The sequence below is a fragment of the Curvibacter soli genome, from assembly GCF_029211125.1.
GTDB lineage: Bacteria > Pseudomonadota > Gammaproteobacteria > Burkholderiales > Burkholderiaceae_C > Curvibacter_A > Curvibacter_A soli.
The window spans coordinates 1-22,649 of the sequence record NZ_JARGEN010000080.1 but is presented as its reverse complement, the minus strand read 5'-3'; the positions used below and the strand labels follow the sequence as shown (position 1 = coordinate 22,649).

The following is a 22,649-nucleotide window of genomic DNA, read 5'->3' as shown; positions in this document are numbered from 1 at the left end:
TCTACCCAGGATGCCAGGCGTAAGCTCACTCGCATTTATCCTCGCGTTTCAACATGACTGACTACTACGTAGGCATCCACCGTGCCTGACAGCGTGACTGTGCTCTGGGCGTGGGCACCCATGGCGCACAGCAAGCCGGCGCACAGGGCAGTCATAGTTTTCTTCATGGATTCTCCTGCAAAGAGTGGGTACGACCGATTGATAAAAGGGCATGTATACGATCAACATCGCCATGTGTATACAAGCAAGAGCCATGCCGAAAACCGTGGGAAAGGCACTGACAAACGGTTGTCACAAATTGTAGGAGGGTGCGGGCGGCGGCGAGAGGCGGGTTGTTGCGCCGCACCAACCAAAGCGGCATTGTTTTTATTGATTTTTCTCAAGATGGACATATGGCGCTGTTGGCACAGTAGGCCGCATGCTGCCCTCAGCCTCTTTCAACCTGCCAGCCGAATGCGATTTCCTCGCCGCGGGGGCTTTGCTGCGCGGCAGGATGGTGTCGGCCAAGACGGCCACGCACCTGGAGAGCGGCCGGGTGGTGTTCGGTGTGTGCGAGGACGGACAGATGCGGCACCAATTTGGTGTGGTGGAAGGGCCGACCTGGCTCGACGCCTCCGCCGCAGTGCTCGGCCTGCCCAGCCTGGTCGACATGGTGGCCGAGACCGAGGTGCGGCTGCGCCGCATGCCGCTAGATGAATTCCGCAGCGCCTGCGCGGCTCTGCCGCCGCCCGTGCGCACCCTGCTGCACGACATGGCGCTGTCCCAGCGCCAGCAGACCGAACTGGCGTTGAGCCGGCTGGCGCAGGATGCCGGTGCCCGCTGCGCTCAATGGCTGCTGCGCCATGCCGAGCATGAGAAGGACGGCACCTGGCGCGTCACCCTGCACCAGCGCAAGCGCCTGATCGCCGCGCAACTCGGCATCGCGCCCGAGACCTTCTCGCGCGTGCTGCGCAACCTGCGCGAACTGGGGCTCATCGCCGGCTCGGGCAGTGTGCTCGACCTGCCGCAGCCTGCCGCCCTGCGCGCGGTGGCGGGCGGCTGACGCGGCTTCTCGGTAGAAGCCCGCACCGGGTTCCACCCAGGCGCCCGCGCCCTGGGTGCTGCGTATAGTGGGCCACAGGCTCCGACGGCGGCGCCGCGGGGCCGTGCGCCCCGCGCTGCTTCGGCTCACAGGCACCAGCATGGCAGGCGGCGGCGATCCATGGACACCCCGGCACGAGAAGCGGCAGGCGCCCGGCGGCGGCGCTGGCGGCTGCCGGCGTTCGGCGGCACGCTGGCGTTGCGCGCCGCACTCGCGGCCATGCTGTGCGTGCTGGCCGCGGGCGCGGCCTCCACCTATCTTGCCGCGCGCGAAAACCGGCGCGACGCCATGGAACGGCTGGTGCGCCAGCAGGCCGGCGAGGCGGAGGTCGTCGCGGGCCTGCTGGCAAGCAAGGTCGAGCAGAGCCAGAAGGTGCTGCGCTCGCTCGCCGCGGGCATCACGGCGGAAATGCTCGATTCGTCGTCGCCGCTCGAATACCTGCTGCTCTACCAGCCCACGGCAGCGCAGTTCTTCGACTCCATCCTCGTCGCCCGCGCCGACGGCCTGGTGCGGCTCAACATGCTGCGCGGCAGGTTCCTGCCCGCCGCCGAGCTGAGCGCGGCGCAGCGCGACTACCTGTTGCGCACCCTGGTGCAGGGCAAGCCCGGCATCTCCGAGCCGCTGGCCGACGCCTCGCGCGAGCCCACGGTGTTGTTCACCGTGCCCATGCTCGACGGCGACGGACGCGTGATGGGCGTGGTCGGCGGCGGGCTGCGGCTGCAGTCGCAGGGGCTGCTGCCCTCGTCGATGGCGCTGCTCGGGGGGGGCGACTCCAGGCTCATGGTCTACACGCGCGACGGCACCATCCTGTCGCACCCGGACCCCGCGCGCATCATGGGCCAGGTGCGCGACGAGCCCGGCGTCGGCCCCGCCTATGCGCAGTGGCTGCGCGACGGCGCCCTGATGGCCGGCGCAGGCAGCGCCCGCGTGGCCGCCGGCTACGTGGTCGGCATGGCGGGCATGCCCGCGGCGCAGTGGGTGGTGGCGCGCGTCGGCGGCGCGCAGCAGGCCCTGCGCCCGCTGCAGGGCGGCCCGCGCAGCGCCTGGCAGGCGGCCGCCGCCACGGGGCTGTGCGCGGCGGCGGCGGGCGCCCTGGTCTTCTGGATGGCGTGGCCCGTCACGCAACTGAGCCGCCGCGCCGCGGCGCTGCTGGATGGCGAACCCGCCGCAGAGGATGCCGGCTGGCCGCATGCGCGCGGCGAGGTCGGCGCGCTGGCGCAGGTGCTGCGCCGCGTGGCGCACGAACTGGCCAGCGCACACCGCGCGCAGCAGGCCATGGCCGGGCAGCTTCAGGCCATCCTGCACAGTGCCTCGGTCGGCATCGCCGTGGTGCGCCGCGGCCGCCTGCACATCGTCGGCCAGCACGCCTGCCACATGTTCGGCTACGGCGCGGGCGAGCTGCGCGGCCAGCCGGTGCGCGCGCTCCATCCGTCGGCCCAGGCCCGCGCCCTCCTGCACGCCCGCGTGCGTGCCGACTTCGCCATCCACGGCTACTTTGACGGCGAGGTGCTGTTGCGGCGCAAGGACGGCAGCGAATTCTGGGCCCACCTGCTGGGCCGCGGCATCGATGCTGCCGACGCCGGGGCCGGCACGATCTGGATACTGGAGGACGTCACCGCCGCCCGCGAAGCCAAGCGCAAGCTGTCGTGGGCCGCGGCGCACGACAGCCTGACGCAGCTCGTCAATCGGCACGAATTCATGCGGCGGCTGCAACAGGCGCTGGGGGCGGGCGATGCGGCGGTGCTGTTCGTGGACCTGGACCACTTCAAGGTACTGAACGACAGCGCGGGGCACGCAGCCGGCGACGATGCGCTGCGCCACCTGGCCCGCCTGCTGGAAGCCGAGGCGCGGCAGGGCGATACCGTCGCGCGCCTGGGCGGCGACGAGTTCGCCATGCTGCTGCCGGCCTGCCCGCTGGAGCGCGCGCAGGACATGGCCGAGTGCCTGCGCCGCGCGGTGGCGGCGTGGGAGCCGCGCTATGGCCCCGACAGCTACGGCATGGGCGTGAGCATCGGCATCGCCATGGCCGGCGCCAGCCTGGGCGGTGACGAAGCGCTGCACGCCGCCGACATGGCCTGCGACGCGGCCAAGCGGCGCGGGCGCAACTGCGTGGTCGCGCACAGCGCAGCGTAGTGCAGTGTTCAACGCTAAGCGGGCGACGACGGCAGGACGCCAGGGCCCGGTTGGCGAAAATGTACCGCGTACCGCCGACCGGGCCCTGGTGGCCTGCCGTTGGCGCTTGGCTTGAGCGAGGGGTTAGGCGTCGCTCTCACGGCACGAGCGTGCTTCCGCATAGTTCGAGCCACTCCCCTCGCTGGAACCGCGCTCCCAGCGTGTGTTCGCGGTCCCAGGTGGTGGTGAAGCAGAATTCAACCGTCATCACCCCGTCAAGTGGTTTCACAAGGACGGCTACCAGTTCTGATTCTTCGAGCGCGTCCCTGGGGTTACGGATTCCCGGTAACTCGCCGTCTTCATCGATCAACCTTCTGTCGGTGTGAGCATCGTCATATGGTTCGAAGTGCTCAAAAAGCGCAGACGCGATCTGTTGTCTGTGCTTTACAAGCAGTTCGGGTAGTGCGAGCGCTTCGGAGATGGCTGCGTCATCGGGCTTCTTCCTCGATCCCGCGAGGATCAGAGGTGTTGGATCGCCTCCTACCAAAGCGACCGCCGTCCTCCAGTGACCGCTGCGCCAATGCATCGTCCCGAGGACGGGGTGTTCGTGCGGCGGTGGAGTGAAGAGGCTAAACATGCGCGATGGCTTGTTGTTGCGACGCCCAATGGAGAAGGTAAGCCGCCCGCCGAAGGCGGGTCGGCTTGACCGGCGGTTTAGACCCAGCGGCCAAAGCAGGCATGCCATGCAAGCGCACGGCGCTACCAAAAAAATAGCTGTAGACGCAAGCAGGACGGGCGCTGTAGGCCAAAAAGACTGCAAACTGGCGAAGCCCGGCACGAAGCCAAACACCTGGCGGAACACTGCTTGCGAAGGTGAATGCCGCTGGATATTGCATGGTTTTGAATATGCCAGAGAAAGTAGGCTAACGTTCGAGGTAACCGGGCGCTGACGGTGAGACGCCAGCGCCCGGACGGTGAAAATGTACCGCGTACCACCGGCCGGGCGCTGGTGGCCTGCCGTTGGCGCTCCGCTTGAACGAGGGGTTAGGCAGCGCTGGGCGTGCTGTGTGCATGACGCATTTACCTCGCCTGCGGCTGGCGCTTCACAGGGCTGCCAAGCCCTCGACGCACTTTAGCTTATCCTCGCTGAGGCCACGAAGATCGTCCATCGAGATTCGCTCTTCTCGTACAAGGCGGGCAAAGACGACAATGAGTTGAGAGTAGCGGTAGTCATATTTCTGTTGATACTCGCGCTCCGACTCTCGAATTGCGAACTGAAGCGCCCATAAGTCTTCCAGGTTCTTCAGTCCAACAGCCTTTGTCTTGAAGCGTTCGAGTAGCTCTTGTTCTTCGGCCGCGGCTGCACGCTCGAATACCTTGCGGGCGAGTTGCTTCTCTTTGGGCGACCAGGTGAAGTGTTGCATTTCGGTCGAAGAGCAGAGGAAGTGGTATCTACGCTGCCTAACGTTCGAGCTAAGCGGCCTGCGGAGGCAGGGCGCCTTGACCCGGGCTGGCGAAAATGTGCCGCGTACCGCCGACCGGGCCAAGGTGGTGCCCTGCCGTAGTGGGTCCGGTTGAGCGAGGGTTAGGCATCTCAGCGCTCGGAGTCGATGTTGAACCACGGACGCCAGGTTCCGACAAGTCGATCTTCTGCGAAGAATCGCTCCGCGATCGCGTTGTCTCCGAAGTCATTTCGCCAAGAAAAGCCCACTGATCTGGATATCAGTTGGAGTGGATTAGGTTCGTCGGGAAAGATGTGTTCAATACCCCATCGAAGTTGGCAAGAGGTTGTATTCGGCTCTGCCTTGTGATGCTCTGGATGGGCGGCATGCAAACGTCCTTCACTCTTGCGTTTTATGTGTAATCCAAATCTTTTCCGAAGATTGGTCGTCTTTCCAACATAAAGACATGGATAGGTTAGTTCTGCTGGCCACCAGTCTCGATACTCGACGTTTACTCGAACCTTGTTGGGTCCCTTGAGTACTAAAGTGCGGTTTGAGGCTAGCAGAATAGCCTTTTCAGCAACCCACCAGAATGCATATACCCCCGGTCCGTCTGGAATCGGGGATGGCTGCTGTCCATGGATGTTAGCCACGGTGCGGATGGATGCGGGAAGGTGCATTTTGAGATGCCTAACGAATAAGGTAAGCGGCCCGCCGTAGGCGGGTCGGCTTGACCGGCGGGCTATAGACCCAGCGGCCAGAGCAGACATGCCATGCAAGCGCACGTCGCTACCAAAAAAAGTGCCGCAGACGCAAGCAGGACAGGCGCTGGAGGCCAAAAAGACTGCAAACTGGCGAAGCCCGGTACGAAGCCCAACACCCGGCGGGAAACTCTGCTTGCGAAGGTGAATGCCGCTGGATATTGCATGGTTTTGAATATGCCAGAGAAAGCAGGCTAACGCCCTGAGTTCAGCCGACGCCGAAGGCGGTCGGCTGCGATGAAATGTTAGGCTGCTTGCACCTTGTCTTGATATTCCATGAATGAACGACGGAAAGTCATTGGGTCGGAAATTCCAGGAATTGGTGCTTGTGGATTACCAGCACCAGAAATAACAAGTGTGCCAAAGTTAAAAATCCTTCCAAGGATACCTTGATTTACTTGGAGGCTTTCGACTTTTGTTAGATTAAGTTCGATAGTGCTTCTTCTAATAAATCAAAATTTCGCGATAACGCGTTTATTCGTAAATGCTAATTCTGTTGTGGCATATCGAATGACGGCTGCAATCCAGAAAAGCAATCCAAGGCCTAAAAATGGAAGAAAAATTAATCCAACAACAAATAGAGGGATTAGTGACCAAATGCTGGTTTTCCCTTCGTAGATGATTTTTTCGTCCTTGATGAGTGTGTTTTGAACGTAGCTTGCCATATGTGCTCCCTCTTGGTTGATAAAAATTGGACCTAACTAGAATTAGACGACAGCCACCGCAAGCCAGTTGGTCTGCCAAAACAAGATGTATCCATTGGTACATAAGAACACTACCGAGATGCTGTCGTTTAGGCAAACCTAAAATTTTCCGGATGACATCGTCTCCCGATCGTGCTGCACCCACCGCGTCTGCCGTTCCGGGCGGCGCCCCAGCGCCCAAACTGTTGGATCGTTTGCGTGATCATCTGCGCACGCGCCATTACAGCATTCGCACCGAGACGGCTTATGTCGATTGGGCGCGGCGCTTTATCCTGTTTCACGGCAAGCGGCATCCGCAAGAGATGGGCGTGGCGGAGGCGGAGGCTTTTTTGACGCATCTGGCGGTGCAGCGCCAGGTGTCTGCATCGACCCAGAACCAGGCCAAGGCGGCGATTTTGTATTTGTACAAGCAGATGCTCTCTGTGTGGATTTGCTCTGGCTGGACGATGTGGTGCAGGCCAAAACGCCCAGCCGCCTGCCGGTGGTTCTGACGGCCACCGAGGTGCGCACTTTGCTGTTGCACATGCAGGGCACACCGGGTTGATTGCGCAGTTGCTGTATGGCACGGGTATGCGCTTGCTGGAGGCGTTGCGCCTGCGCGTCAAGGATGTGGAGTTTGCGCGGCGCGAAATTGTTATCCGAGAGGGCAAGGGCAACAAAGACCGGGTCGGCACGCGCAGGTGTCGCTGTGGTTTGCGCCTTGCCCTGCGCCAAGACGCATCGCTTTTATTTGTGCCGCCAAGCATCGAACACCGGACTAGTTGATCAGCGTCCCCAGCGCACGCAGCACGTTTTCGGCCGTGGCCGGAGCCTGGAGCGGCGCCTGCCCGTCGCCGCGCGCCGCCGCCACGGCATTGCGCAAGGCCTCGAACACGCTGATCGCCAGCATGAACGGCGGTTCGCCCACGGCCTTGCTGCCGTAGACGTTGTCCTCGCGGTTGGGCGCGGGCCACAGGTCCACCTTGAAATGCGCTGGCGTGTCGCCCGTGGCCGGTATCTTGTAGGTGCTGGGCGCGTGCGTGGGGAGCACGCCCTTGTCGTTCCACACCAGTTGTTCGGTGGTCAGCCAGCCCATACCCTGGATGAAGCCGCCCTCGATCTGGCCCACGTCGATGGCCGGGTTGATGCTGCGGCCCACGTCGTGGAGGATGTCCACCTTCAGGACACGGCTTTCGCCGGTCAGCGTGTCGATGACCACCTCGGTGCAGGCCGCGCCGTAGGCGAAGTAGTAGAACGGGCGGCCGGTGAGCGTGGCCTTGTCGTAGTGGATCTTGGGCGTGCGGTAGAAGCCGTCGCTCCAGAGCTGGATGCGGTTGGCGTAGGCCATGCCCACCACGTCGTCGAAGTGGCGCGTGGCCGTGGGCGAGACGACTTGCCCGCCCTCGAAGCGCACCGCGCCCGCGCCGCAGTTGTCGAGCCCGGCGACGAAGCCCGCGAGGTTATCGCGCACGTTGCGGGCGGCGAACTGTGCCGCGCGGCCATTGAGGTCGGTGCCGCTGCTGGCTGCCGTGGCGCTGGCGTTGGGCACCTTGCCGGTGTCGCTGGCGGTCACGCGCACGCGGGCGAACGGCACGCCGAGTTCGTCGGCCACGATCTGCGCCACTTTGGTGTTCAGGCCCTGCCCCATTTCAGTGCCGCCATGGTTCGCCTGCACGCTGCCGTCGGTGTACACGTGCACCAGCGCGCCGGCCTGGTTGAACAGCGTGGCGGTGAAGCTGATGCCGAACTTCACCGGCGTGAGCGCCAGCCCGCGCTTGAGCACGGGGGTTTGCGCGTTCCAGGCCGCGATGGCTGCCTGCCGTCTCCGGTACTGCGCTGAATGCTCCAAAGTTGATAGCAATGGCTGGAGGATGTTGTCCTCCACCGTCATCTGGTAGTGGGTGACGTTGCGCTCGTGCGTGCCGTACAGGTTGACCATGCGCACGTCCAGCGCGTCGATGCCCAGCGCGCGGGCGATGTCGCCCATGATGGCCTCGATCACGATCACGCCCTGCGGGCCGCCGAAGCCGCGGTAGGCGGTATGGCTCTGCGTGTTCGTCTTGCAGCGGTAGCTGGCGATCTCCACGTCTTCGAGGAAGTAGGCGTTGTCGCTGTGGAACACCGCGCGGTCGGCCACCGGGCCCGACAGGTCGGCGGAAAAGCCGCAGTTGGCTGCCAGCATGAGCTGCAGGCCCTGGATGCGGCCCGTATCGTCGTAGCCCACGGTGTATTCGTAGGCGAACGGGTGGCGCTTGCCGGTGACCATGAAGTCGTCGTCGCGGTCCAGCCGCAGCTTGACCGGGCGGCCCAGCCTGTGCGCGGCCACGGCGGCCCACACGGCCAGGTGGCCGGCCTGGGTTTCCTTGCCGCCGAAGCCGCCGCCCATGCGGCGGCACTCCACGCGCACGGCGTTGTTCTCGATGCCCAGCGCATGCGCCACCCAGTGCTGCACCTCGCCGGGGTGCTGGGTGCTGGAGTAGATCCACCACTGGCGCTGCTCCAGCGGCAGCGCGTAGGCGATCTGGCCTTCGAGGTAGAAGTGCTCCTGTCCGCCGACCTCGAACGCGCCCTGCAGCCGGTGCGGCGCGTTGGCGAGCGCCCGCTGCGCGTCGCCGCGCCGCACGAACACGGGCGGCAGCACGTAGCTCTGCGCGGCCAGCGCGTCCTGCAGCGTGAGGATGGCGGGGAGCGGCTCGATGTCCAGCACCACCCGGCGCGCGGCGCGGCGGGCCTGCATCACCGTGTCGGCCACCACCACGCCGACCACCTGGCCCACGTGCTGCACCGTGTCGATGGCGAACACCGGCTCGTCGTGCGCGAAGGCGGCCAGCATTTTGTCGCCCGGCACGTCGGCGCTCAGCAGCACGCCGCGCACGCCGGGCATGGCCTGGGCGGCGGCGGCGTCCACGCCGCGCAGCCTGCCGTGCGCCACGGTGGAGAGGATCGGCGCGGCGTACAGCGTGCCCTTGATCTCGGGAATGTCGTCCACGTAGTGGGCCGCGCCGGCCACCTGGGCGCGCGCGCTTTCGTGCGGGTGCGGCTGGCCCGCTGCGCGGGCAGGCACCGGCGCAGCATCATGGCTATCGCGGGCAGGCACCGGCGCAGCGTCGGCTTGCGTGTCGCGCGCGTTCATGCGGTCTCCGTCGCGGTCAGCGTTTCGAGGCTCGCATCGGGCACGCCCTGCGTTTCGAGCCAGAAGCGGCGCAGCAGGGCTGCGAGCAGCGCGCGGCGATATGCGCCGCTGGCGCGCATGTCGCTGATGGGCCGAAACTCCGCTTGCAGCGCCTGCGCGGCCTGCTGCGCGGTGGCCTCGCTCCAGGGCTGGCCGGCGAGCGCGGCCTCGGTCTGGCGGGCGCGCGCGGGCGTCGCGGCCACGCCGCCCGCGCCGATGCGGGCGGCGCGTACCACGCCGTTGTCGATGTGGAGGTTGATGGCGAGGCAGACGGCAGAGATATCGTCGTCCTGCCGCTTGCTGATCTTGTATGCCTTGAGCGCTTCGCCGGGGGAATGGCGCGGCACCAGGATGCGCACCAGCAATTCGTCGGCGGCCAGCGCGGTCTTGCGGTAGCCGAGGTAGAAGTCCTCCAGCGCCAGCGTGCGCTCGCCGTGCGCGGCGCTGGCCAGCACCACCTGCGCGCCCAGCGCGATCAGCAGCGGCATGGAGTCGCCGATCGGCGAGCCGTTGGCCACGTTGCCGCCCAGCGTGCCCGAGTTGCGCACCGGCAGGCCGGCGAAGCGCATGGCGAAGCGGTGCAGCACGGGGCGGTCGGCCTCCAGCGCGGCGTAGGCGTCGGCCAACGGCACGGCGGCACCGATGGCGATGGTGGTGGCCGACGTTTCGATGCGCCGCAGCTCGGCGGCGCGGGTCACGTCGAGCACACGGGCGAACTGCCGGTGCTGCTTGGTCACCCACAGGCCCACGTCGGTGCCGCCGGCCACCACCTGCGCGTCGGGGTGGGCGGCGCGGGCGGCCAGCAGGGCAGCCACGCTGTCGGGCGCGATATAAGCCAAATTGGCCTCCAGCGCCCGTACTTCCTGCGCGAGTAGCTTCAATTTTTGTAGCAGATCGGCCTCGTCCACGCGCACCGGGGGCAGGGTGGCCATGCGCTGCGCGGCGTCCAAGATGGGGCGGTAGCCGGTGCAGCGGCACAGGTTGCCCGACAAATCCTCCTGCGCCACCGTGCGGGTGATTGCCTCGCCTTTGCAGACGCGGCGCGCCGCCGGGCCGCCCCAAGGCGCGCCAGCTCCTCCGGGGGGCGGCGAGGACACGCCAGTGCCGAGCGTGGGGGCGATGTAGTTCTGGTACATGCCGAACAGGCTCATCACGAAGCCGGGCGTGCAGAAGCCGCACTGGCTGCCGTGGCACTGCACCATGGCTTCCTGCGCGGGATGCAGGGTGCCGTCGTCCTCGGCCAGGTCTTCCACGGTCCACAGCGCCATGCCGTCGATGGAGTGCGCCAGCCGGATGCAGCTGTTGATGGCACGGTATTTGATTGCGTTGCCGCCATGGTCCACATCGGGTTCGCCCAGCACCACGGTGCAGGCGCCGCAGTCGCCTTCGCCGCAGCCTTCCTTGGTTCCGGTGAGCCCCAGGTCCTCGCGCAGCACCTCCAGCAGCGTGCGGTCGGGTGGTACATTGCCCAGCGCAATGCGCTTGCCTCGGCGGATGAAGCGAAGGGGTCGGTGTTCCATGGGAGTCGTGTCGATACGGAGTCGTCGCGCCTTGAGGGTAGGCGCCCGCGGCAATGCCGGCATAAGCCGGCGCATATGACGAGAATGCTTGCACCGCTATGAGAGACCAAGTCCTTTTCGACAAGATCGACCTCCATCTCATAAGGGTCTTGCATACCGTGTTGACTGAACGCAGCGTATCGAGGGCAGCCGTGCGGCTGGGCATGCACCAGCCCGCCGTGTCCGCCGCGCTCAAGCGCCTGCGCGACCTGGCCGACGACCCGCTGCTGGTGCGCTCGGGCTCGGGCATGGTTCCCACGGACGCGGGCCTGCGCATGGTGGAGCCTGCGGCCAGCATCCTGCGCGCCGCCGAGGTGCTGTTCACCGACGCGCGCGGCTTCGACCCGCGCACCGCCGCCAATACCTTCCGCATCGCCGCCAGCGACTACCTGGACCCGCTGTTCCTGCCGCAGCTCGTGGCGCAGATCAAGACCCAGGCGCCGCTTGCGCGCATCGAGATCCTGCCGCTCTCGCCCGACGCGCACTACCACGCCCAGCTAGCGCAGGGCGACGTCGACGTGGTGATCGGCAACTGGCCCGCGCCGCCCGACGACCTGCACATGGGCCGGCTCTTCGGCGACGAGGTGGTGTGCCTGGTGCGCGCCGATCATCCGGCGGTCAAGCGCGGCTGGGACCGGGCCGCGTGGCTGGACGCCGAGCACATCGCCCCCACACCCACGCACCCCGGCGCGCGCGGCGTGATCGACGATTACCTGGGCAGCGTCGGCCTGCAGCGCAACATCGCAGCGCGCTGCGCGCATTTCGGGCTCATCCCGGCCATGGTGGCGTCCAGCCTGCTGGTGCTGACCACGGGCCGCCAGTACTGCGAGCGCTTCGTCGAGCAACTGCCGCTGGCCATCCTCGTGCCGCCGGTGGAGTTTCCGCGCCTCATGTACTACCAGCTCTGGCACGAGCGCACGCACACTTCGGCCGCCGTGATCTGGCTGCGCGAGCGGGTCAAGTCGGTGGCCGCTTCGCTACGAAAAGAATAGCTGCCACCGCAGGTAAACAAAGCGCTAGAGCCATATTTCATTCATGAAACGCCCCGCATGAACGCACCTCCCACCGCACCTCGGCTGCAACTGCTGGGCATCACCAAGCGCTACCCTGCCGTGGTGGCCAACAGCGGCGTATCGCTGACCGTCATGCCCGGGGAGATCCATGCCGTGCTGGGCGAGAACGGCGCGGGCAAGTCCACGCTGATGAAGATCATCTACGCCTCGGTCAAGCCCGACGAGGGCGAGATGCTGTTGGACAACCGCCAGGTGAACCTGCGCAACCCGCAGGAGGCGCGGGCCCTGGGCATCAGCATGGTGTTCCAGCACTTCAGCCTGTTCGACACGCTGACCGTGGCCGAGAACGTGTGGCTGGGCCTGGACAAGAGCACCCGGCTGGCCGAGGTGACGCGCCGCATCGTCGCCACCGCCTCCGAGTACGGTCTGGACATCGACCCCGCGCGCCCGGTGCACACCCTCTCCGTGGGCGAGATGCAGCGCGTGGAGATCATCCGCGCGCTGCTCACCAACCCCCGGCTGCTGATCCTCGACGAGCCCACCTCGGTGCTCACGCCGCAGGCGGTCGAGAAGCTGTTCGTGGTGCTGCGCAAGCTCGCCGCCGAGGGCTGCAGCATCCTCTACATCAGCCACAAGCTGCACGAGATCCGCGCGCTGTGCAGCGCCTGCACGGTGCTGCGCGGCGGCAAGGTGACGGGCGTATGCGATCCGCGCGAGGAGTCGAACGCGTCGCTCTCGCGCCTGATGATCGGCGCCGAGCCCGCCGCGCTGGAGCACCGCGCCTCGACCGTGGGTCCCGCCGTGCTGCGCGTGCAGGGCCTGGCGCTGGCGCGGCAGGACCAGTTCGGCGTGGACCTGTCGGGCGTGTCGCTGGCCGTGCGCGCGGGCGAGGTGGTGGGCATCGCGGGCGTGTCGGGCAACGGGCAAAAGGAGCTGCTCCACGCCCTGTCGGGCGAGGACACGCGCGCCGAGCCCGCCATGGTGCAGATCGCGGAACTGCCCGCGGGGCGCTATCCGCCGGGGCGGCGGCGCGCGCTGGGCCTGCACTTCGTGCCGGAGGAGCGGCTGGGCCGCGGCGCCGTGCCCACGATGAGCCTGGCGCACAACCTGCTGCTTACGCGCACCGACGCGGTCGGGCGGGGCGGCTGGCTGCGCATGCGGCGGCTCGAGGCGCAGGCCGCGGACATCATCGCCCGCTTTGGCGTCAAGGCCGGCGGGCCGTGGGCGGCGGCCCGCTCGCTGTCGGGCGGCAACCTGCAGAAGTTCATCGTCGGACGCGAGATCGACGCCAACCCCAAGCTGCTGCTCGTCTCGCAGCCCACCTGGGGCGTGGACGTGGGCGCGGCGGCGCAGATACGCGGCGAAATCCTGGCGCTGCGCGACGCGGGCTGCGCCGTGCTGGTGGTCAGCGAGGAGATCGACGAGCTGTTCGAGGTCTGCGACCGCCTGCATGTAATCGCCAAGGGCCAGCTCTCGCCCTCGGTGGATCGGGCCGACGCCACGGTCGAGCAGATCGGCCAATGGATGAGCGGGCTGTGGAATGCCGAAGGGGGTGGCGGCATGAGCGCCGCGCCGGGCCGCCCCAGGCAAGCCGCTGCCTCGGGGGACGGCGCGGTACACGAAGTGACAAGCGTGGGGGCGCCATGAGGCTCAAGCTGGAACCCCGTGCGCAGGCATCGCGCTTCTGGAGCTACGGCTCGCCGCTGCTGGCGCTGCTGGTCACGGTGCTGATCGGCGTGGCGCTGTTCGCGGCGCTCGGCAAGGATCCGGTGCGCGGGCTGCAGGTGTTCTTCTGGGAGCCGGTCAAGAACACCTACGCCATCGGCGAACTGATGGTCAAGGCCACGCCGCTGCTGCTGATCGCGCTGGGACTGGCGGTGTGCTTCCGCTCCAATGTGTGGAACATCGGCGCCGAGGGCCAGTTCGTCATCGGCGCGGTGGCGGCCAGCGGCGTGGCGCTGCTGGCCGACAAGACCACGGGGCCGTGGATCATCCCCGCCGTGCTGCTCGCAGGCGTGGCGGGCGGCATGGCGTGGGCCGGCATCGTGGCGCTGCTGCGCGACCGCTTCAATGCCAGCGAGATCCTCGTGAGCCTGATGCTGGTCTACGTGGGCACGCTGGTGCTGGGCTACCTGGTCTACGGGCCGTGGAAGGACCCGCTGGGCTACAACTTCCCGCAGACCAAGACCTTCGACGCGGTGACGCAGATACCGCGCCTGATGAAAGGCTCGCGCGTGAACGTCGGGCTCGTCCTGGCGCTGCTCGGCGTGGCGGCGCTGTGGGTGTTCCTGTTTCGCACGCGCGCGGGCTTCGCGCAGCAGGTGGGCGGGCTGGCGCCGGCGGCGGCGCGCTACGCGGGCTTCTCCAGCCGCGCCGCGCTGTGGTGCGCGCTGCTCGTCTCGGGCGGTGCGGCGGGGCTGGCCGGCGCGTTGGAGGTGACCGGGCCGCTGGGCCAGCTCACGCCCTACGTGCCCATGGGCTACGGCTTCGCGGCCATCATCGTGGCCTTCGTCGGGCGGCTGCACCCGGTGGGCATGGTGCTGTCGGCCATTCTCATGAGCATGTTCTACATCGGCGGCGAGTTGGCGCAGTCGCGCCTGGGGCTGCCCAAGTCGCTCACGGGCGTGTTCCAGGGCCTGCTGCTGTTCACGCTGCTGGCCTGCGACACGCTGATCGCGTACCGCGTGCGCATCGCCAGGGGAGGGAGCCGCTGATGGAATCCTACGCATTGCTGCTGGCCGCCACGCTCAACGCGGGCACGGTGCTGGCCATCGCGGCGCTGGGCCTGCTCGTCAACGAGAAGGCCGGCATCGTCAACCTGGGTGCCGAGGGCATGATGCTCTGCGCGGCCATCGCGGGCTTCGCCACCGTGGTGCACACGGGCAGCGACTGGCTGGGCTTTCTGGCCGGCATGGGCGCGGGCGCGCTGCTGGCGGCCATCTTCGGTGTGCTGGTGATCTGGCTGGGCACCAATCAGTACGCCACGGGGCTGGCGCTCAGCCTGTTCGGCGTGGGCTTCTCGGCTTTCGCGGGCATCGGCTACGTGCAGGCCAAGCTGCCGGAGCGGCCGCGCTTCGCCATTCCCGTGCTGGGTGACATCCCGCTCGTCGGGCCGGCGCTGTTTCGCCAGCATCCCATGGTCTACGTCGCCATCGTGCTGGCGGCGGGGCTGGTCTGGTTCCTGTACCGCACGCGCGCCGGGCTGGTGCTGCGCTCGGTGGGCGAGTCGCCCGAGTCGGCGCACGCGCTGGGCTACCCGGTGCGGCGCATCCGGCTGGCCGCCGTGATGGCCGGCGGCGCGCTCTGCGGGTTGGCCGGGGCCTACATCTCCACCGCCTACACGCCGCTGTGGGTGGAGGGCATGGTGGCCGGGCGCGGCTGGATCGCGCTGGCGCTCACCACCTTCGCCACCTGGCGGCCCGCGCGGGTGCTGCTGGGTGCCTACCTGTTCGGCGGCGTGACCATGCTGCAGTTCCACCTGCAGGGCGTGGGCGTGAACGTGCCGAGCCAGATACTCAGCATGCTGCCCTATGTGGCCACCATCGTGGTGCTGGCCTTGATCTCGCGCAATCCAGCGTGGATTCGCGTGAACATGCCAGCCTCGATCGGTAAACCGTTTTATCCCGGCTCATGAACCTTTGGCCCCCACGGTCGCGCACTGCGCGTCGCTCCCTGCCCCCATGCACAGGCGTGCCCTGCGCTTCGCTGGCGCATGCGGCCGCGTTTCGCCTTGGGGCGGACCGGCGGCGAAACCTGGCCGTTCCATAATCACTCTTGCCCCCCCTGTCTCACTACTCTTTTTAGAAGGATCCGACATGACTGATCTGCACAAACGCTCGTTGCTCAAGGTGGCCGCACTTTCCGCCGTGGCCGCCGCCGCCCTCGTGGGCTGTGGCAAGGAAGAGCCCGCACCGGCACCCGCGCCCGCACCGGCCCCGGCTCCTGCCGCTGCCGCGCCCAAGCCCGAGCCGCTGAAGATCGCCTTCGCCTACGTCGGCCCGGTGGGCGACGGCGGCTGGACCTATGCGCACGACACGGCCCGCAAGGCGCTGGAGAAGGAATACGGCGACAAGATCGCCACCAGCTTCGTCGAGAGCGTGCCCGAGGGCGCCGACGCCGAGCGCGTGCTGCGCGACATGGCCCAGCAGGGCAACAAGCTGGTGTTCGGCACCACCTTCGGCTACATGGAGCCCATGCTCAAGGTCGCCGCCGACTTCCCCGACGTGAAGTTCGAGCACGCCACCGGCTACAAGACGGCGGCCAACCTGCGCACCTACGACAGCCGCACCTATGAAGGCGCCTACATGGCCGGCGTGATCGCGGGCGCGATGACCAAGAGCAACACGCTCGGCGTGGTGGGCTCGGTGCCGATCCCCGAGGTGATCCGCAACATCAACAGCTTCACGCTCGGCGCGCAGTCGGTCAACCCGAAGATCAAGACCAAGGTGGTCTGGGTCAACGAATGGTTCAGCCCGCCCAAGGAAACCGAGGCCGCCACGGCCCTGATCAACGGCGGCGCGGACATCCTGTTCCAGAACACCGACTCGCCCGCCGTGCTCAAGACCGCCGAGGAGAAGGGCAAGCGCGCCTTCGGCTGGGATAGCGACATGACCGCCTACGGCCCCAAGGCCCACCTGGCTTCCTCCATCATCAACTGGGGCCCGTACTACATCAAGGCCACCAAGGACGTGCTCGAAGGCACCTGGGCCAACACGCCGAGCTGGTGGGGCGTGAAGGAAGGCGCGATCGACCTCGTCTCCATCGCCGAGGACGTGCCGGCCGAAACCAAGGCCAAGGTCGATGAGATCAAGAAGGGCCTGAAGGAAGGCACCTTCGCGATCTGGAAGGGCCCCATCGCCGACAACGCCGGCAAGGTGGTGCTGGCCAAGGACGCCGTGGCGGACGACCAGTTCCTGGGCGGCGTGAACTTCTACGTCAAGGGCGTGGAAGGCAAGGTGCCCGGCGGCGACAAGAAGTAAGCCGGCGGCCCGCCCCAGGGGCGCCCCGACAGGGGGCGCCCCCAGCGCAAAGAGCCGCCCGTGGGCGGCTCTTTGCATTGGCTCCCCCCCCCTGAATTCCTCACGATGATCGAACATCAGCACTGGCACCCTGCCGCCCTAAGCGCCGACGTGGCGCAGACCCCCGTGGCCGCGCGGCTGCTGGACACCGACCTGGCGCTCTGGCGCGACGACACGGGCGCCGTGCATGCCTGGGCCGACCGCTGCCCCCACCGCGGCGCGCGACTCTCGCTCGGGCGGGTGCGGGACGGCCAGCTCGAATGCCCCTACCACGGCTGGCGCTTCGGGCCCTCGGGCCATTGCGAGCACGTGCCCGCGCTGCCGGCCTTCGCGCCGCCCGCGGGCCACTGCGCGCAGACCCATGCGGCGCGCGAGGCGCATGGCCTGGTCTGGGTGCGGCTAGACGCGCAGGCCGAAGGTGGCCCCGCGCTGCCCGCCTTCGCGGCGGAGGGCGACGCGCGCCTGCGCAAGCTCAACTGCGGGCCCTACGACGTGGCGGCCAGCGCGCCGCGCATCGTGGAGAACTTCCTGGACATGGCGCACTTCGGCTTCGTGCACGAGGGCTGGCTCGGCGCGCGCGATGCCGCCGCCATCGAAAGCTACGCGGTACAACCCACGCCCACGGGCCTGCTGGCCACGGGTTGCAAGGCCTGGCAGCCGCAGTCCAACCTGCATTCCACCGCGCCCGCGCAGGTCGAATACACCTACGAAGTCACCGCGCCCTATGCGGCGGTGCTGACCAAGGTGCCGGACGCGGCCAGCGTCGCCATCGACGGCTGGCGCGAATCCATCGCGCTCTACATCTGCCCCGTCACGCCCGAGAGCAGCCGCGTCTGGTTCCGCCTGGCCGTGGCCGACTTCGACACGCCCGACGAGAAGCTGCGCGCCTTCCAGCACACCATCTTCACGCAGGACCAGCCGGTGCTGGAGTCGCAGCTTCCGAAGCGCCTGCCGCTGGACCTGCACGCCGAACTGCACACTGCGGCGGACCGCGCCTCTTCCGCCTACCGCCGCCACCTGCGCATGGCCGGCATCACCTTTGGAGTCTGTTGAAATGACAAACACCTTTCGGCCCATCGCCGCCGACCGCCTGCCCGCACTGCTGGCAGCCATGCCCAAGGCCGAGTTGCACATCCATATCGAGGGCTCGCTCGAACCCGAACTCATCTTCGCCCTGAGCCAGCGCAACGGCATCGCCATTCCCTACGCCGGCGTGGAGGAACTGCGCCGCGCCTACGCCTTCACCAACCTGCAGAGCTTCCTCGACATCTACTACGCGGGCGCCAGCGTGCTCATCACCGCGCAGGACTTCTACGACATGGCCTGGGCCTATCTGCGCAAGGCTGCCGCCGACAATGTGGCGCGCGCCGAGATCTTCTTCGACCCGCAGACCCACACCGCACGCGGCGTGGACATGGCGACGGTGATCGACGGCCTGCACCGCGCCTGCGCGGATGCGCAAAAGCAGTTGGGCGTGAGCGCCGCGCTGATCCTGTGCTTCCTGCGCCATTTGAGCGAGGAGGACGCGTTCCAGACGCTGGAGCAGGCCCAGCCGTTCCTCGACAAGATCATCGGCGTGGGCCTGGACAGCAGCGAGGTCGGCCACCCGCCCGAGAAGTTCGCTCGCGTGTTCGCGCGCTGCCGCGCACTGGGCCTGCACCTGGTGGCGCACGCGGGCGAGGAAGGGCCACCGGCCTACGTGTGGAGCGCGCTCGATGTGCTCAAGGTCGAGCGCATCGACCACGGCGTGCAGTCGGTGCGCGACGCCGCGCTGATGCAAAGACTGGCCCGTGACCGCATTCCCCTCACCGTGTGCCCGCTGTCGAACCAGAAGCTCTGCGTGTTCCCCGACCTCCAGCACCACAACCTGGGCCGCCTGCTGGAAGCAGGCCTGGTTGCCACGGTCAATTCCGACGACCCGGCCTATTTTGGCGGCTACATCAACGAAAACTTCACCCAGACCTTCGCCGCCACCGGGCTGGGCGCAACACAGGCTTACCAGCTGGCGCGCAACAGTTTCGAGGGCAGCTTTGGGGATGCGACGCAGAAGCAGCAGCTGATCGACCGGCTGGACGAGGTGTTTGCGAAATTTGAATGAAAAGTGCCTGAAGCGCTTGTTCTACCTGGGCTTGTAGCTACTAAATAGATAGCAAAAGAGGCTGCTCAACCTGCGCAAGAATGCGCTGGGCCAGCGTTTCGATGCCCATGTCATCCAACGCCTGTGCCGTAACGGATTGGCGCTGTTCCCAGGCGAAGAAGTGGCTGCGCTGCGAGCGCGTGTAGAGCGGGTCGTAGTGCTGCAGCATCAGCTCTTCGAAAAGCGGGCGCAGGTGGCTCGCGCGTGCCCAGCCTTGCCAGCGGTCCATGGTCTCACGGCTGTGCAGTTCGTGCAGCTTGGTGATGGCGGCCTCCAGCGCGGCAGGGTCGTCGCCCAGGTAGGCGTAGTCGCGCAGCAGGTAGGCCAGCCGCTCGGCGGGCGGAGCCATGATCTCGACGCAGGGGCTGGCGCGCAGCCGCTCCAGCAGTGGCAGCGGCACGGCCAGCGCGCCGATCTTGCGGCTTTCGGCCTCGATGAACACCGGGCGGCGCAGGTCGAAGGTTTCGAGGGCTTCCACGATGCGGGTCTCGAAACCTTTCTGCGAAGGCTGCGGCACGCCCGGCAGGTTGCCCAGCACCGAACCCTTGTGGCTGGCGCAGGCTTCCAGGTCCAGCACCTGCGCGCCGTGGCGGGCCATGGCTTGCAGCACGCGGGTCTTGGCGCTGCCCGTGGCGCCGGCCACCACGCGCAGCGCCAGTTGTGGTGACAGCGTGGCGATGCGCTCAATGACGTGGGCGCGCCACTGCTTGTAGCCGCCCTGGAGCTGGCAGGCGTCCCAGCCCACCTGGCGCAGCCAGTACACCATGGTGCCGCTGCGCAGGCCGCCGCGCCAGCAGTAGACGAAGGGCCGCCAGCCGCGCGGCTTGTCGGCCAGGTAGCCAGCCAGGTGGCGCGCCAGGTTGGCGGCCACCAGGCCCGCGCCCATGCGCCGGGCCTCGAAGGCGCTGTGCTGCACGTACAGCGTGCCGACGGTGGCACGCTCGTCGTTGTCGAGCACGGGCAGGTTGATGGCGCCGGGAATGCGGTCGAGCGCGAATTCGGCGGGCGAACGGGTGTCGATGAGGGCATCGAAGGCGTGACGGTCGGCCACGCCGGCCTGGATGGAGGAACGCATCAGACCACGGCGACCTGCGTCGGGCCGGCTTGCATGTGGCCGATTGGCGCCGCGTCGGCGAAACCGTGGCGCGCGAACAGCGCCAGCACCTGCGCCGCCGCCTCGGGCGCGCAGGCCACCATCAGACCGCCGGAGGTCTGCGGGTCGGTCAATATGGCTTGCGTGGCGGCGTCGCAATCGGCTGGCAAGCGCACGCTGGCGCCATAGGACGCCCAGTTGCGGCCCGATGCACCGGTGGCGATGCCCTGCTCGGCGAACGCCCGCACGCCCGGCAGCAGGCGCAGGTGCGCGGAGTCGATGCGCGCCGCCAGGCCCGCGCCCCGCGCCAGCTCCAGCGTGTGGCCCAGCAGACCGAAGCCGGTCACGTCAGTCAGGGCATGCACGGCGTCGAGCTGGGCCAGTTCGGTGCCGGGCCGGTTGAGCTGCGTGGTGGCGGCCACCATGGCGGCGTAGCCGGCGGCGTCGAGCAGGTCTTTCTTCAGCGCGGCAGAGAGAATGCCCACGCCCAGCGGCTTGCCCAGGATCAGCACGTCACCCGCCTGGGCGCCGGAGTTGCGCTTGAGTCGCGCCGGATCGACGATGCCGATGCCCACGAGGCCGTAGATCGGCTCCACCGAGTCGATGGAATGCCCGCCCGCCAGCGGAATGCCAGCCTCGCGGCAGACCGACTCGCCGCCTGCGAGGATGCGCGCGATCACGTCGTGCGGCAGCACGTTGATCGGCATGCCCACGATGGCCAGCGCCAGCAGCGGCTGGCCGCCCATGGCGTAGATGTCCGACAGCGCATTGGTGGCGGCGATGCGTCCGAAGTCGTACGGGTCGTCCACGATCGGCATGAAGAAGTCGGTGGTAGCGACGATGGCCTGGCGCGCGTTGATGCGGTAGACGGCTGCATCGTCGGCGGTTTCGGTGCCCACCAGCAGGTCGGGGAAGAACTGCGGCGGCAGGCTGCTGCGGGCCAGCAGGTCGCTGAGGACGCCAGGCGCGATCTTGCAGCCGCAGCCGCCGCCGTGCGAGAGGGAGGTGAGGCGCGGTGTCAGAGAGGATGGGGAGGGCATATGACTTTTCCCACTGGCCGCAGGGGGGCGGCAGTGCGGGGGCTATTATCCGCAGCACAAGATTTCTCCAGAAGCACCCCATGTGCCGTCGCAGCTTCCTTCGTGCCGCATCCTCCCTGCCCGTGCTGGGCGTGGGCGGTGCACTGGCCGTGCCCGCCGCCGGCTGACGCAGCTTCGATGCCACCACCACGGTGGATCTGGCCGAGCGCGCCGGCACCGCGCCCGTCAGGCTGCTGCTGCCCGCCGACATGGCCGGCCACCAGCGCCTGCTTTCCACCCGCTTCGAGGCCCCTGGCGCCAGGCGCGCCGAAGTGGCCGCCCGTGCCGGGCCAGGACACGCGCCTGCTGGCCGTCGAGTGGGTCACGCCGGATGCGCCGCACCAGGTCACGCCGGTCAACCGCATCGCTGTGCGCCACCGTGCCGCCGACCTGGGCACCGACCCTTCGCCCGCCAACAACCTGAGCGCCGCGCGGCTGTGGCACATGGGCGAGCTGGGCTGGGACGCGCCGGAGATCCAGGTGCAGGCGCAGGCGCAGGTGCAGGCGCTGCGCTGAACTACATGAAATTGCGCGTGTGCAGCGCCGCGAGTTGCTCGGCCTGCGCGCGCGGGAAGCCCAGGCGCACCAGCTTTGCGTACCGGCCGTCGGCCATGTCGCGCATGAGCTGCTGCACCCGCGCATAGCCGCGCGCCACATTGGCGGGCGCGAGGCTGCCGGCGGCGATGAGCACGAGCGCGTCGAACACCTCCTCGTTCAGGCCCGCGGTGCCGGCCAGCGCATCGTGGCGCTGCTCCACGGCCTGCGCCAGGCGGTGGCGGAAGTCGGGCTCGCGCTCCAGCCGGTACAGCAGGTGCGACATGCCCAAGGCGACGTGGCGCGCCTCGTCACGCGCGGCCAGGCGGGCGATCTGGCGCGTCAGCGGGTCGGGCGCCTCGGTTTGCAGGAACTGCAGCAGGTTCACGAAGGTGCCTTCGCCCAGTACCGAGAGCAGGAAGCCCGCGACGGAGAAATCCGGCTCGTCGAGCAGGCTTTTCAGCGACGCCTGCCCGCCCGCCGTGGACAGCGCCGGCTCGCGCCCGTGGCGGCGGATGCGGCGCGTGAATACGTCGATGTGCCGCGCCTCGTCGGCCACCTGGATCGCCAGCGCGGCCTGCAGTTCGCGGAAGTGCGGGTGCAGCTGGCCCAGGAAGCGCGCGGGCACCAGCAGCGCGGCGTTCTCGTTCTCGACCATGTAGGTCATGACCTGGACGATGGCGTCCTCCACCGCGGCGGGCAGTGGGGGCGCATCGCTCCAGTCGATGGCGGTGTCGGCGTTCCACTGCGCGGCCACCGCCTGGGCGTAGAGGTCGGCGGCGCTGTCGGTCCAGAGTTCGTGCTTCGCATGCAGGCGGAACGCGAAGGCGGGCGCGCCGGCCTCCACCATCGCGCCGCGCGCGGCCAGGCCCCAGGCGGGCTCGGCATGCGCGGCCACGGCATCCCCGGCGCGCGGGTCGCTGTGGCCGGTGGCGGCGGCGCCGCGCCAGCGCCCGGCCTGCGCG

22 protein-coding genes are annotated in these 22,649 nt (G+C 67.9%); 12 read left to right on the top strand and 10 right to left on the bottom strand.

Annotated elements, in window-relative coordinates; translation table 11 throughout:
• The first annotated feature begins 418 nt into the window (after positions 1 to 418).
• Both PY257_RS15785 and PY257_RS15780 read left to right on the top strand, forming a co-directional pair.
• A complete protein-coding gene (locus tag PY257_RS15785; RefSeq protein WP_275743544.1) occupies positions 419 to 1,042 on the top strand; it encodes a Crp/Fnr family transcriptional regulator in 624 nt (207 codons plus the stop codon).
• Positions 1,043 to 1,201: 159 nt separating this feature from the next.
• Positions 1,202 to 3,214 (top strand): sensor domain-containing diguanylate cyclase, encoded by a 2,013-nt coding sequence (locus PY257_RS15780; RefSeq protein ID WP_275743542.1) that lies wholly within the window; start codon positions 1,202 to 1,204, stop codon positions 3,212 to 3,214.
• Between the two features lie 136 nt (positions 3,215 to 3,350).
• Here the strand turns inward: PY257_RS15780 and PY257_RS15775 are convergent, their stop codons facing one another.
• The 5 genes from PY257_RS15775 to PY257_RS15760 form a co-directional block, all read right to left on the bottom strand.
• Positions 3,351 to 3,830 (bottom strand): DUF6985 domain-containing protein, encoded by a 480-nt coding sequence (locus PY257_RS15775; protein WP_275743540.1) that lies wholly within the window; start codon positions 3,828 to 3,830, stop codon positions 3,351 to 3,353.
• Complete coding sequence (locus tag PY257_RS16360) at positions 3,823 to 3,933, bottom strand: DUF1010 domain-containing protein (RefSeq protein ID WP_419095728.1); 111 nt, start codon at positions 3,931 to 3,933, stop codon at positions 3,823 to 3,825. Before PY257_RS16360 ends, PY257_RS15775 begins: the two co-directional genes overlap by 8 nt.
• A gap of 363 nt (positions 3,934 to 4,296) precedes the next feature.
• Positions 4,297 to 4,617 carry a hypothetical protein gene (locus tag PY257_RS15770; RefSeq protein ID WP_275743538.1) on the bottom strand — a complete coding sequence of 107 codons (321 nt, stop codon included), beginning with the start codon at positions 4,615 to 4,617 and terminating at the stop codon, positions 4,297 to 4,299.
• Positions 4,618 to 5,641: 1,024 nt separating this feature from the next.
• Positions 5,642 to 5,845: a PH domain-containing protein gene (locus tag PY257_RS15765; protein ID WP_345799255.1), complete on the bottom strand. Its 204-nt coding sequence runs from the start codon at positions 5,843 to 5,845 to the stop codon at positions 5,642 to 5,644.
• Positions 5,846 to 5,848: 3 nt separating this feature from the next.
• Positions 5,849 to 6,061, bottom strand: coding sequence for a hypothetical protein (locus PY257_RS15760; RefSeq protein WP_275743536.1), 213 nt, complete (start codon positions 6,059 to 6,061; stop codon positions 5,849 to 5,851).
• Between the two features lie 152 nt (positions 6,062 to 6,213).
• Between PY257_RS15760 and PY257_RS15755 the strand changes: the two genes are divergently transcribed.
• Both PY257_RS15755 and PY257_RS15750 read left to right on the top strand, forming a co-directional pair.
• Positions 6,214 to 6,591, top strand: coding sequence for a phage integrase N-terminal SAM-like domain-containing protein (locus PY257_RS15755; RefSeq protein ID WP_275743534.1), 378 nt, complete (start codon positions 6,214 to 6,216; stop codon positions 6,589 to 6,591).
• Between the two features lie 49 nt (positions 6,592 to 6,640).
• On the top strand, positions 6,641 to 6,865 hold the full coding sequence (locus PY257_RS15750; protein WP_275743532.1) for a tyrosine-type recombinase/integrase: 225 nt from the start codon (positions 6,641 to 6,643) through the stop codon (positions 6,863 to 6,865).
• Here the strand turns inward: PY257_RS15750 and xdhB are convergent.
• Positions 6,858 to 9,212 (bottom strand): xanthine dehydrogenase molybdopterin binding subunit, encoded by a 2,355-nt coding sequence (gene xdhB, locus PY257_RS15745; RefSeq protein ID WP_275743530.1) that lies wholly within the window; start codon positions 9,210 to 9,212, stop codon positions 6,858 to 6,860. The genes PY257_RS15750 and xdhB overlap by 8 nt on opposite strands.
• Positions 9,209 to 10,771 (bottom strand): xanthine dehydrogenase small subunit, encoded by a 1,563-nt coding sequence (gene xdhA, locus PY257_RS15740; RefSeq protein ID WP_275743528.1) that lies wholly within the window; start codon positions 10,769 to 10,771, stop codon positions 9,209 to 9,211. The genes xdhB and xdhA overlap by 4 nt, the downstream gene beginning before the upstream one ends.
• Before the next feature lie 98 nt (positions 10,772 to 10,869).
• Here xdhA and PY257_RS15735 point away from each other — a divergent pair, with 98 nt between their 5' ends.
• From PY257_RS15735 to PY257_RS15705, 7 genes are all read left to right on the top strand, one after another.
• Complete coding sequence (locus PY257_RS15735) at positions 10,870 to 11,802, top strand: LysR family transcriptional regulator (protein WP_275743526.1); 933 nt, start codon at positions 10,870 to 10,872, stop codon at positions 11,800 to 11,802.
• A gap of 57 nt (positions 11,803 to 11,859) precedes the next feature.
• Positions 11,860 to 13,470, top strand: a complete 1,611-nt coding sequence (locus PY257_RS15730) for an ABC transporter ATP-binding protein (RefSeq protein WP_275743524.1) — start codon at positions 11,860 to 11,862, stop codon at positions 13,468 to 13,470.
• Positions 13,467 to 14,537, top strand: a complete 1,071-nt coding sequence (locus tag PY257_RS15725; RefSeq protein ID WP_275743522.1) for an ABC transporter permease — start codon at positions 13,467 to 13,469, stop codon at positions 14,535 to 14,537. Before PY257_RS15730 ends, PY257_RS15725 begins: the two co-directional genes overlap by 4 nt.
• On the top strand, positions 14,537 to 15,457 hold the full coding sequence (locus PY257_RS15720; RefSeq protein ID WP_275743520.1) for an ABC transporter permease: 921 nt from the start codon (positions 14,537 to 14,539) through the stop codon (positions 15,455 to 15,457). Before PY257_RS15725 ends, PY257_RS15720 begins: the two co-directional genes overlap by 1 nt.
• Positions 15,458 to 15,638: 181 nt before the next feature.
• Positions 15,639 to 16,802, top strand: coding sequence for a BMP family ABC transporter substrate-binding protein (locus PY257_RS15715; protein WP_275743518.1), 1,164 nt, complete (start codon positions 15,639 to 15,641; stop codon positions 16,800 to 16,802).
• Between the two features lie 105 nt (positions 16,803 to 16,907).
• Positions 16,908 to 17,894 (top strand): aromatic ring-hydroxylating oxygenase subunit alpha, encoded by a 987-nt coding sequence (locus PY257_RS15710; RefSeq protein ID WP_275743516.1) that lies wholly within the window; start codon positions 16,908 to 16,910, stop codon positions 17,892 to 17,894.
• Position 17,895: 1 nt separating this feature from the next.
• On the top strand, positions 17,896 to 18,939 hold the full coding sequence (locus PY257_RS15705; RefSeq protein ID WP_275743514.1) for an adenosine deaminase: 1,044 nt from the start codon (positions 17,896 to 17,898) through the stop codon (positions 18,937 to 18,939).
• 40 nt (positions 18,940 to 18,979) lie between these two features.
• Here PY257_RS15705 and mnmH read toward each other — a convergent pair whose 3' ends face one another.
• Positions 18,980 to 20,053, bottom strand: coding sequence for a tRNA 2-selenouridine(34) synthase MnmH (mnmH, locus tag PY257_RS15700; RefSeq protein WP_275743512.1), 1,074 nt, complete (start codon positions 20,051 to 20,053; stop codon positions 18,980 to 18,982).
• Positions 20,053 to 21,111: a selenide, water dikinase SelD gene (gene selD / locus PY257_RS15695; RefSeq protein ID WP_275743510.1), complete on the bottom strand. Its 1,059-nt coding sequence runs from the start codon at positions 21,109 to 21,111 to the stop codon at positions 20,053 to 20,055. The genes mnmH and selD overlap by 1 nt, the downstream gene beginning before the upstream one ends.
• A gap of 321 nt (positions 21,112 to 21,432) precedes the next feature.
• On the opposite strand from selD, the gene PY257_RS15690 reads away from it, so the two are divergent.
• Positions 21,433 to 21,666, top strand: coding sequence for a hypothetical protein (locus PY257_RS15690; protein ID WP_275743508.1), 234 nt, complete (start codon positions 21,433 to 21,435; stop codon positions 21,664 to 21,666).
• A 1-nt stretch (position 21,667) separates the two neighbouring features.
• Here PY257_RS15690 and PY257_RS15685 read toward each other — a convergent pair.
• Positions 21,668 to 22,649, bottom strand: a 982-nt coding sequence (locus PY257_RS15685; protein ID WP_275743506.1) for a ferritin-like domain-containing protein, incomplete at its 5' end; no start/stop codon positions are given.

What these genes read in the sequence shown, in the direction of transcription:
- PY257_RS15785 (WP_275743544.1), top strand. Translation starts at nt 419, where the DNA reads ATGCTGCCCTCAGCCTCTTTCAACCTGCCAGCCGAATGCGATTTCCTC.
- PY257_RS15780 (WP_275743542.1), top strand. Translation starts at nt 1,202, where the DNA reads ATGGACACCCCGGCACGAGAAGCGGCAGGCGCCCGGCGGCGGCGCTGG.
- PY257_RS15775 (WP_275743540.1), bottom strand. Translation starts at nt 3,830, where the DNA reads ATGTTTAGCCTCTTCACTCCACCGCCGCACGAACACCCCGTCCTCGGG.
- PY257_RS16360 (WP_419095728.1), bottom strand. Translation starts at nt 3,933, where the DNA reads ATGCCTGCTTTGGCCGCTGGGTCTAAACCGCCGGTCAAGCCGACCCGC.
- PY257_RS15770 (WP_275743538.1), bottom strand. Translation starts at nt 4,617, where the DNA reads ATGCAACACTTCACCTGGTCGCCCAAAGAGAAGCAACTCGCCCGCAAG.
- PY257_RS15760 (WP_275743536.1), bottom strand. Translation starts at nt 6,061, where the DNA reads ATGGCAAGCTACGTTCAAAACACACTCATCAAGGACGAAAAAATCATC.
- PY257_RS15755 (WP_275743534.1), top strand. Translation starts at nt 6,214, where the DNA reads ATGACATCGTCTCCCGATCGTGCTGCACCCACCGCGTCTGCCGTTCCG.
- xdhB (WP_275743530.1), bottom strand. Translation starts at nt 9,212, where the DNA reads ATGAACGCGCGCGACACGCAAGCCGACGCTGCGCCGGTGCCTGCCCGC.
- xdhA (WP_275743528.1), bottom strand. Translation starts at nt 10,771, where the DNA reads ATGGAACACCGACCCCTTCGCTTCATCCGCCGAGGCAAGCGCATTGCG.
- PY257_RS15735 (WP_275743526.1), top strand. Translation starts at nt 10,870, where the DNA reads ATGAGAGACCAAGTCCTTTTCGACAAGATCGACCTCCATCTCATAAGG.
- PY257_RS15730 (WP_275743524.1), top strand. Translation starts at nt 11,860, where the DNA reads ATGAACGCACCTCCCACCGCACCTCGGCTGCAACTGCTGGGCATCACC.
- PY257_RS15725 (WP_275743522.1), top strand. Translation starts at nt 13,467, where the DNA reads ATGAGGCTCAAGCTGGAACCCCGTGCGCAGGCATCGCGCTTCTGGAGC.
- PY257_RS15720 (WP_275743520.1), top strand. Translation starts at nt 14,537, where the DNA reads ATGGAATCCTACGCATTGCTGCTGGCCGCCACGCTCAACGCGGGCACG.
- PY257_RS15715 (WP_275743518.1), top strand. Translation starts at nt 15,639, where the DNA reads ATGACTGATCTGCACAAACGCTCGTTGCTCAAGGTGGCCGCACTTTCC.
- PY257_RS15710 (WP_275743516.1), top strand. Translation starts at nt 16,908, where the DNA reads ATGATCGAACATCAGCACTGGCACCCTGCCGCCCTAAGCGCCGACGTG.
- PY257_RS15705 (WP_275743514.1), top strand. Translation starts at nt 17,896, where the DNA reads ATGACAAACACCTTTCGGCCCATCGCCGCCGACCGCCTGCCCGCACTG.
- mnmH (WP_275743512.1), bottom strand. Translation starts at nt 20,053, where the DNA reads ATGCGTTCCTCCATCCAGGCCGGCGTGGCCGACCGTCACGCCTTCGAT.
- selD (WP_275743510.1), bottom strand. Translation starts at nt 21,111, where the DNA reads ATGCCCTCCCCATCCTCTCTGACACCGCGCCTCACCTCCCTCTCGCAC.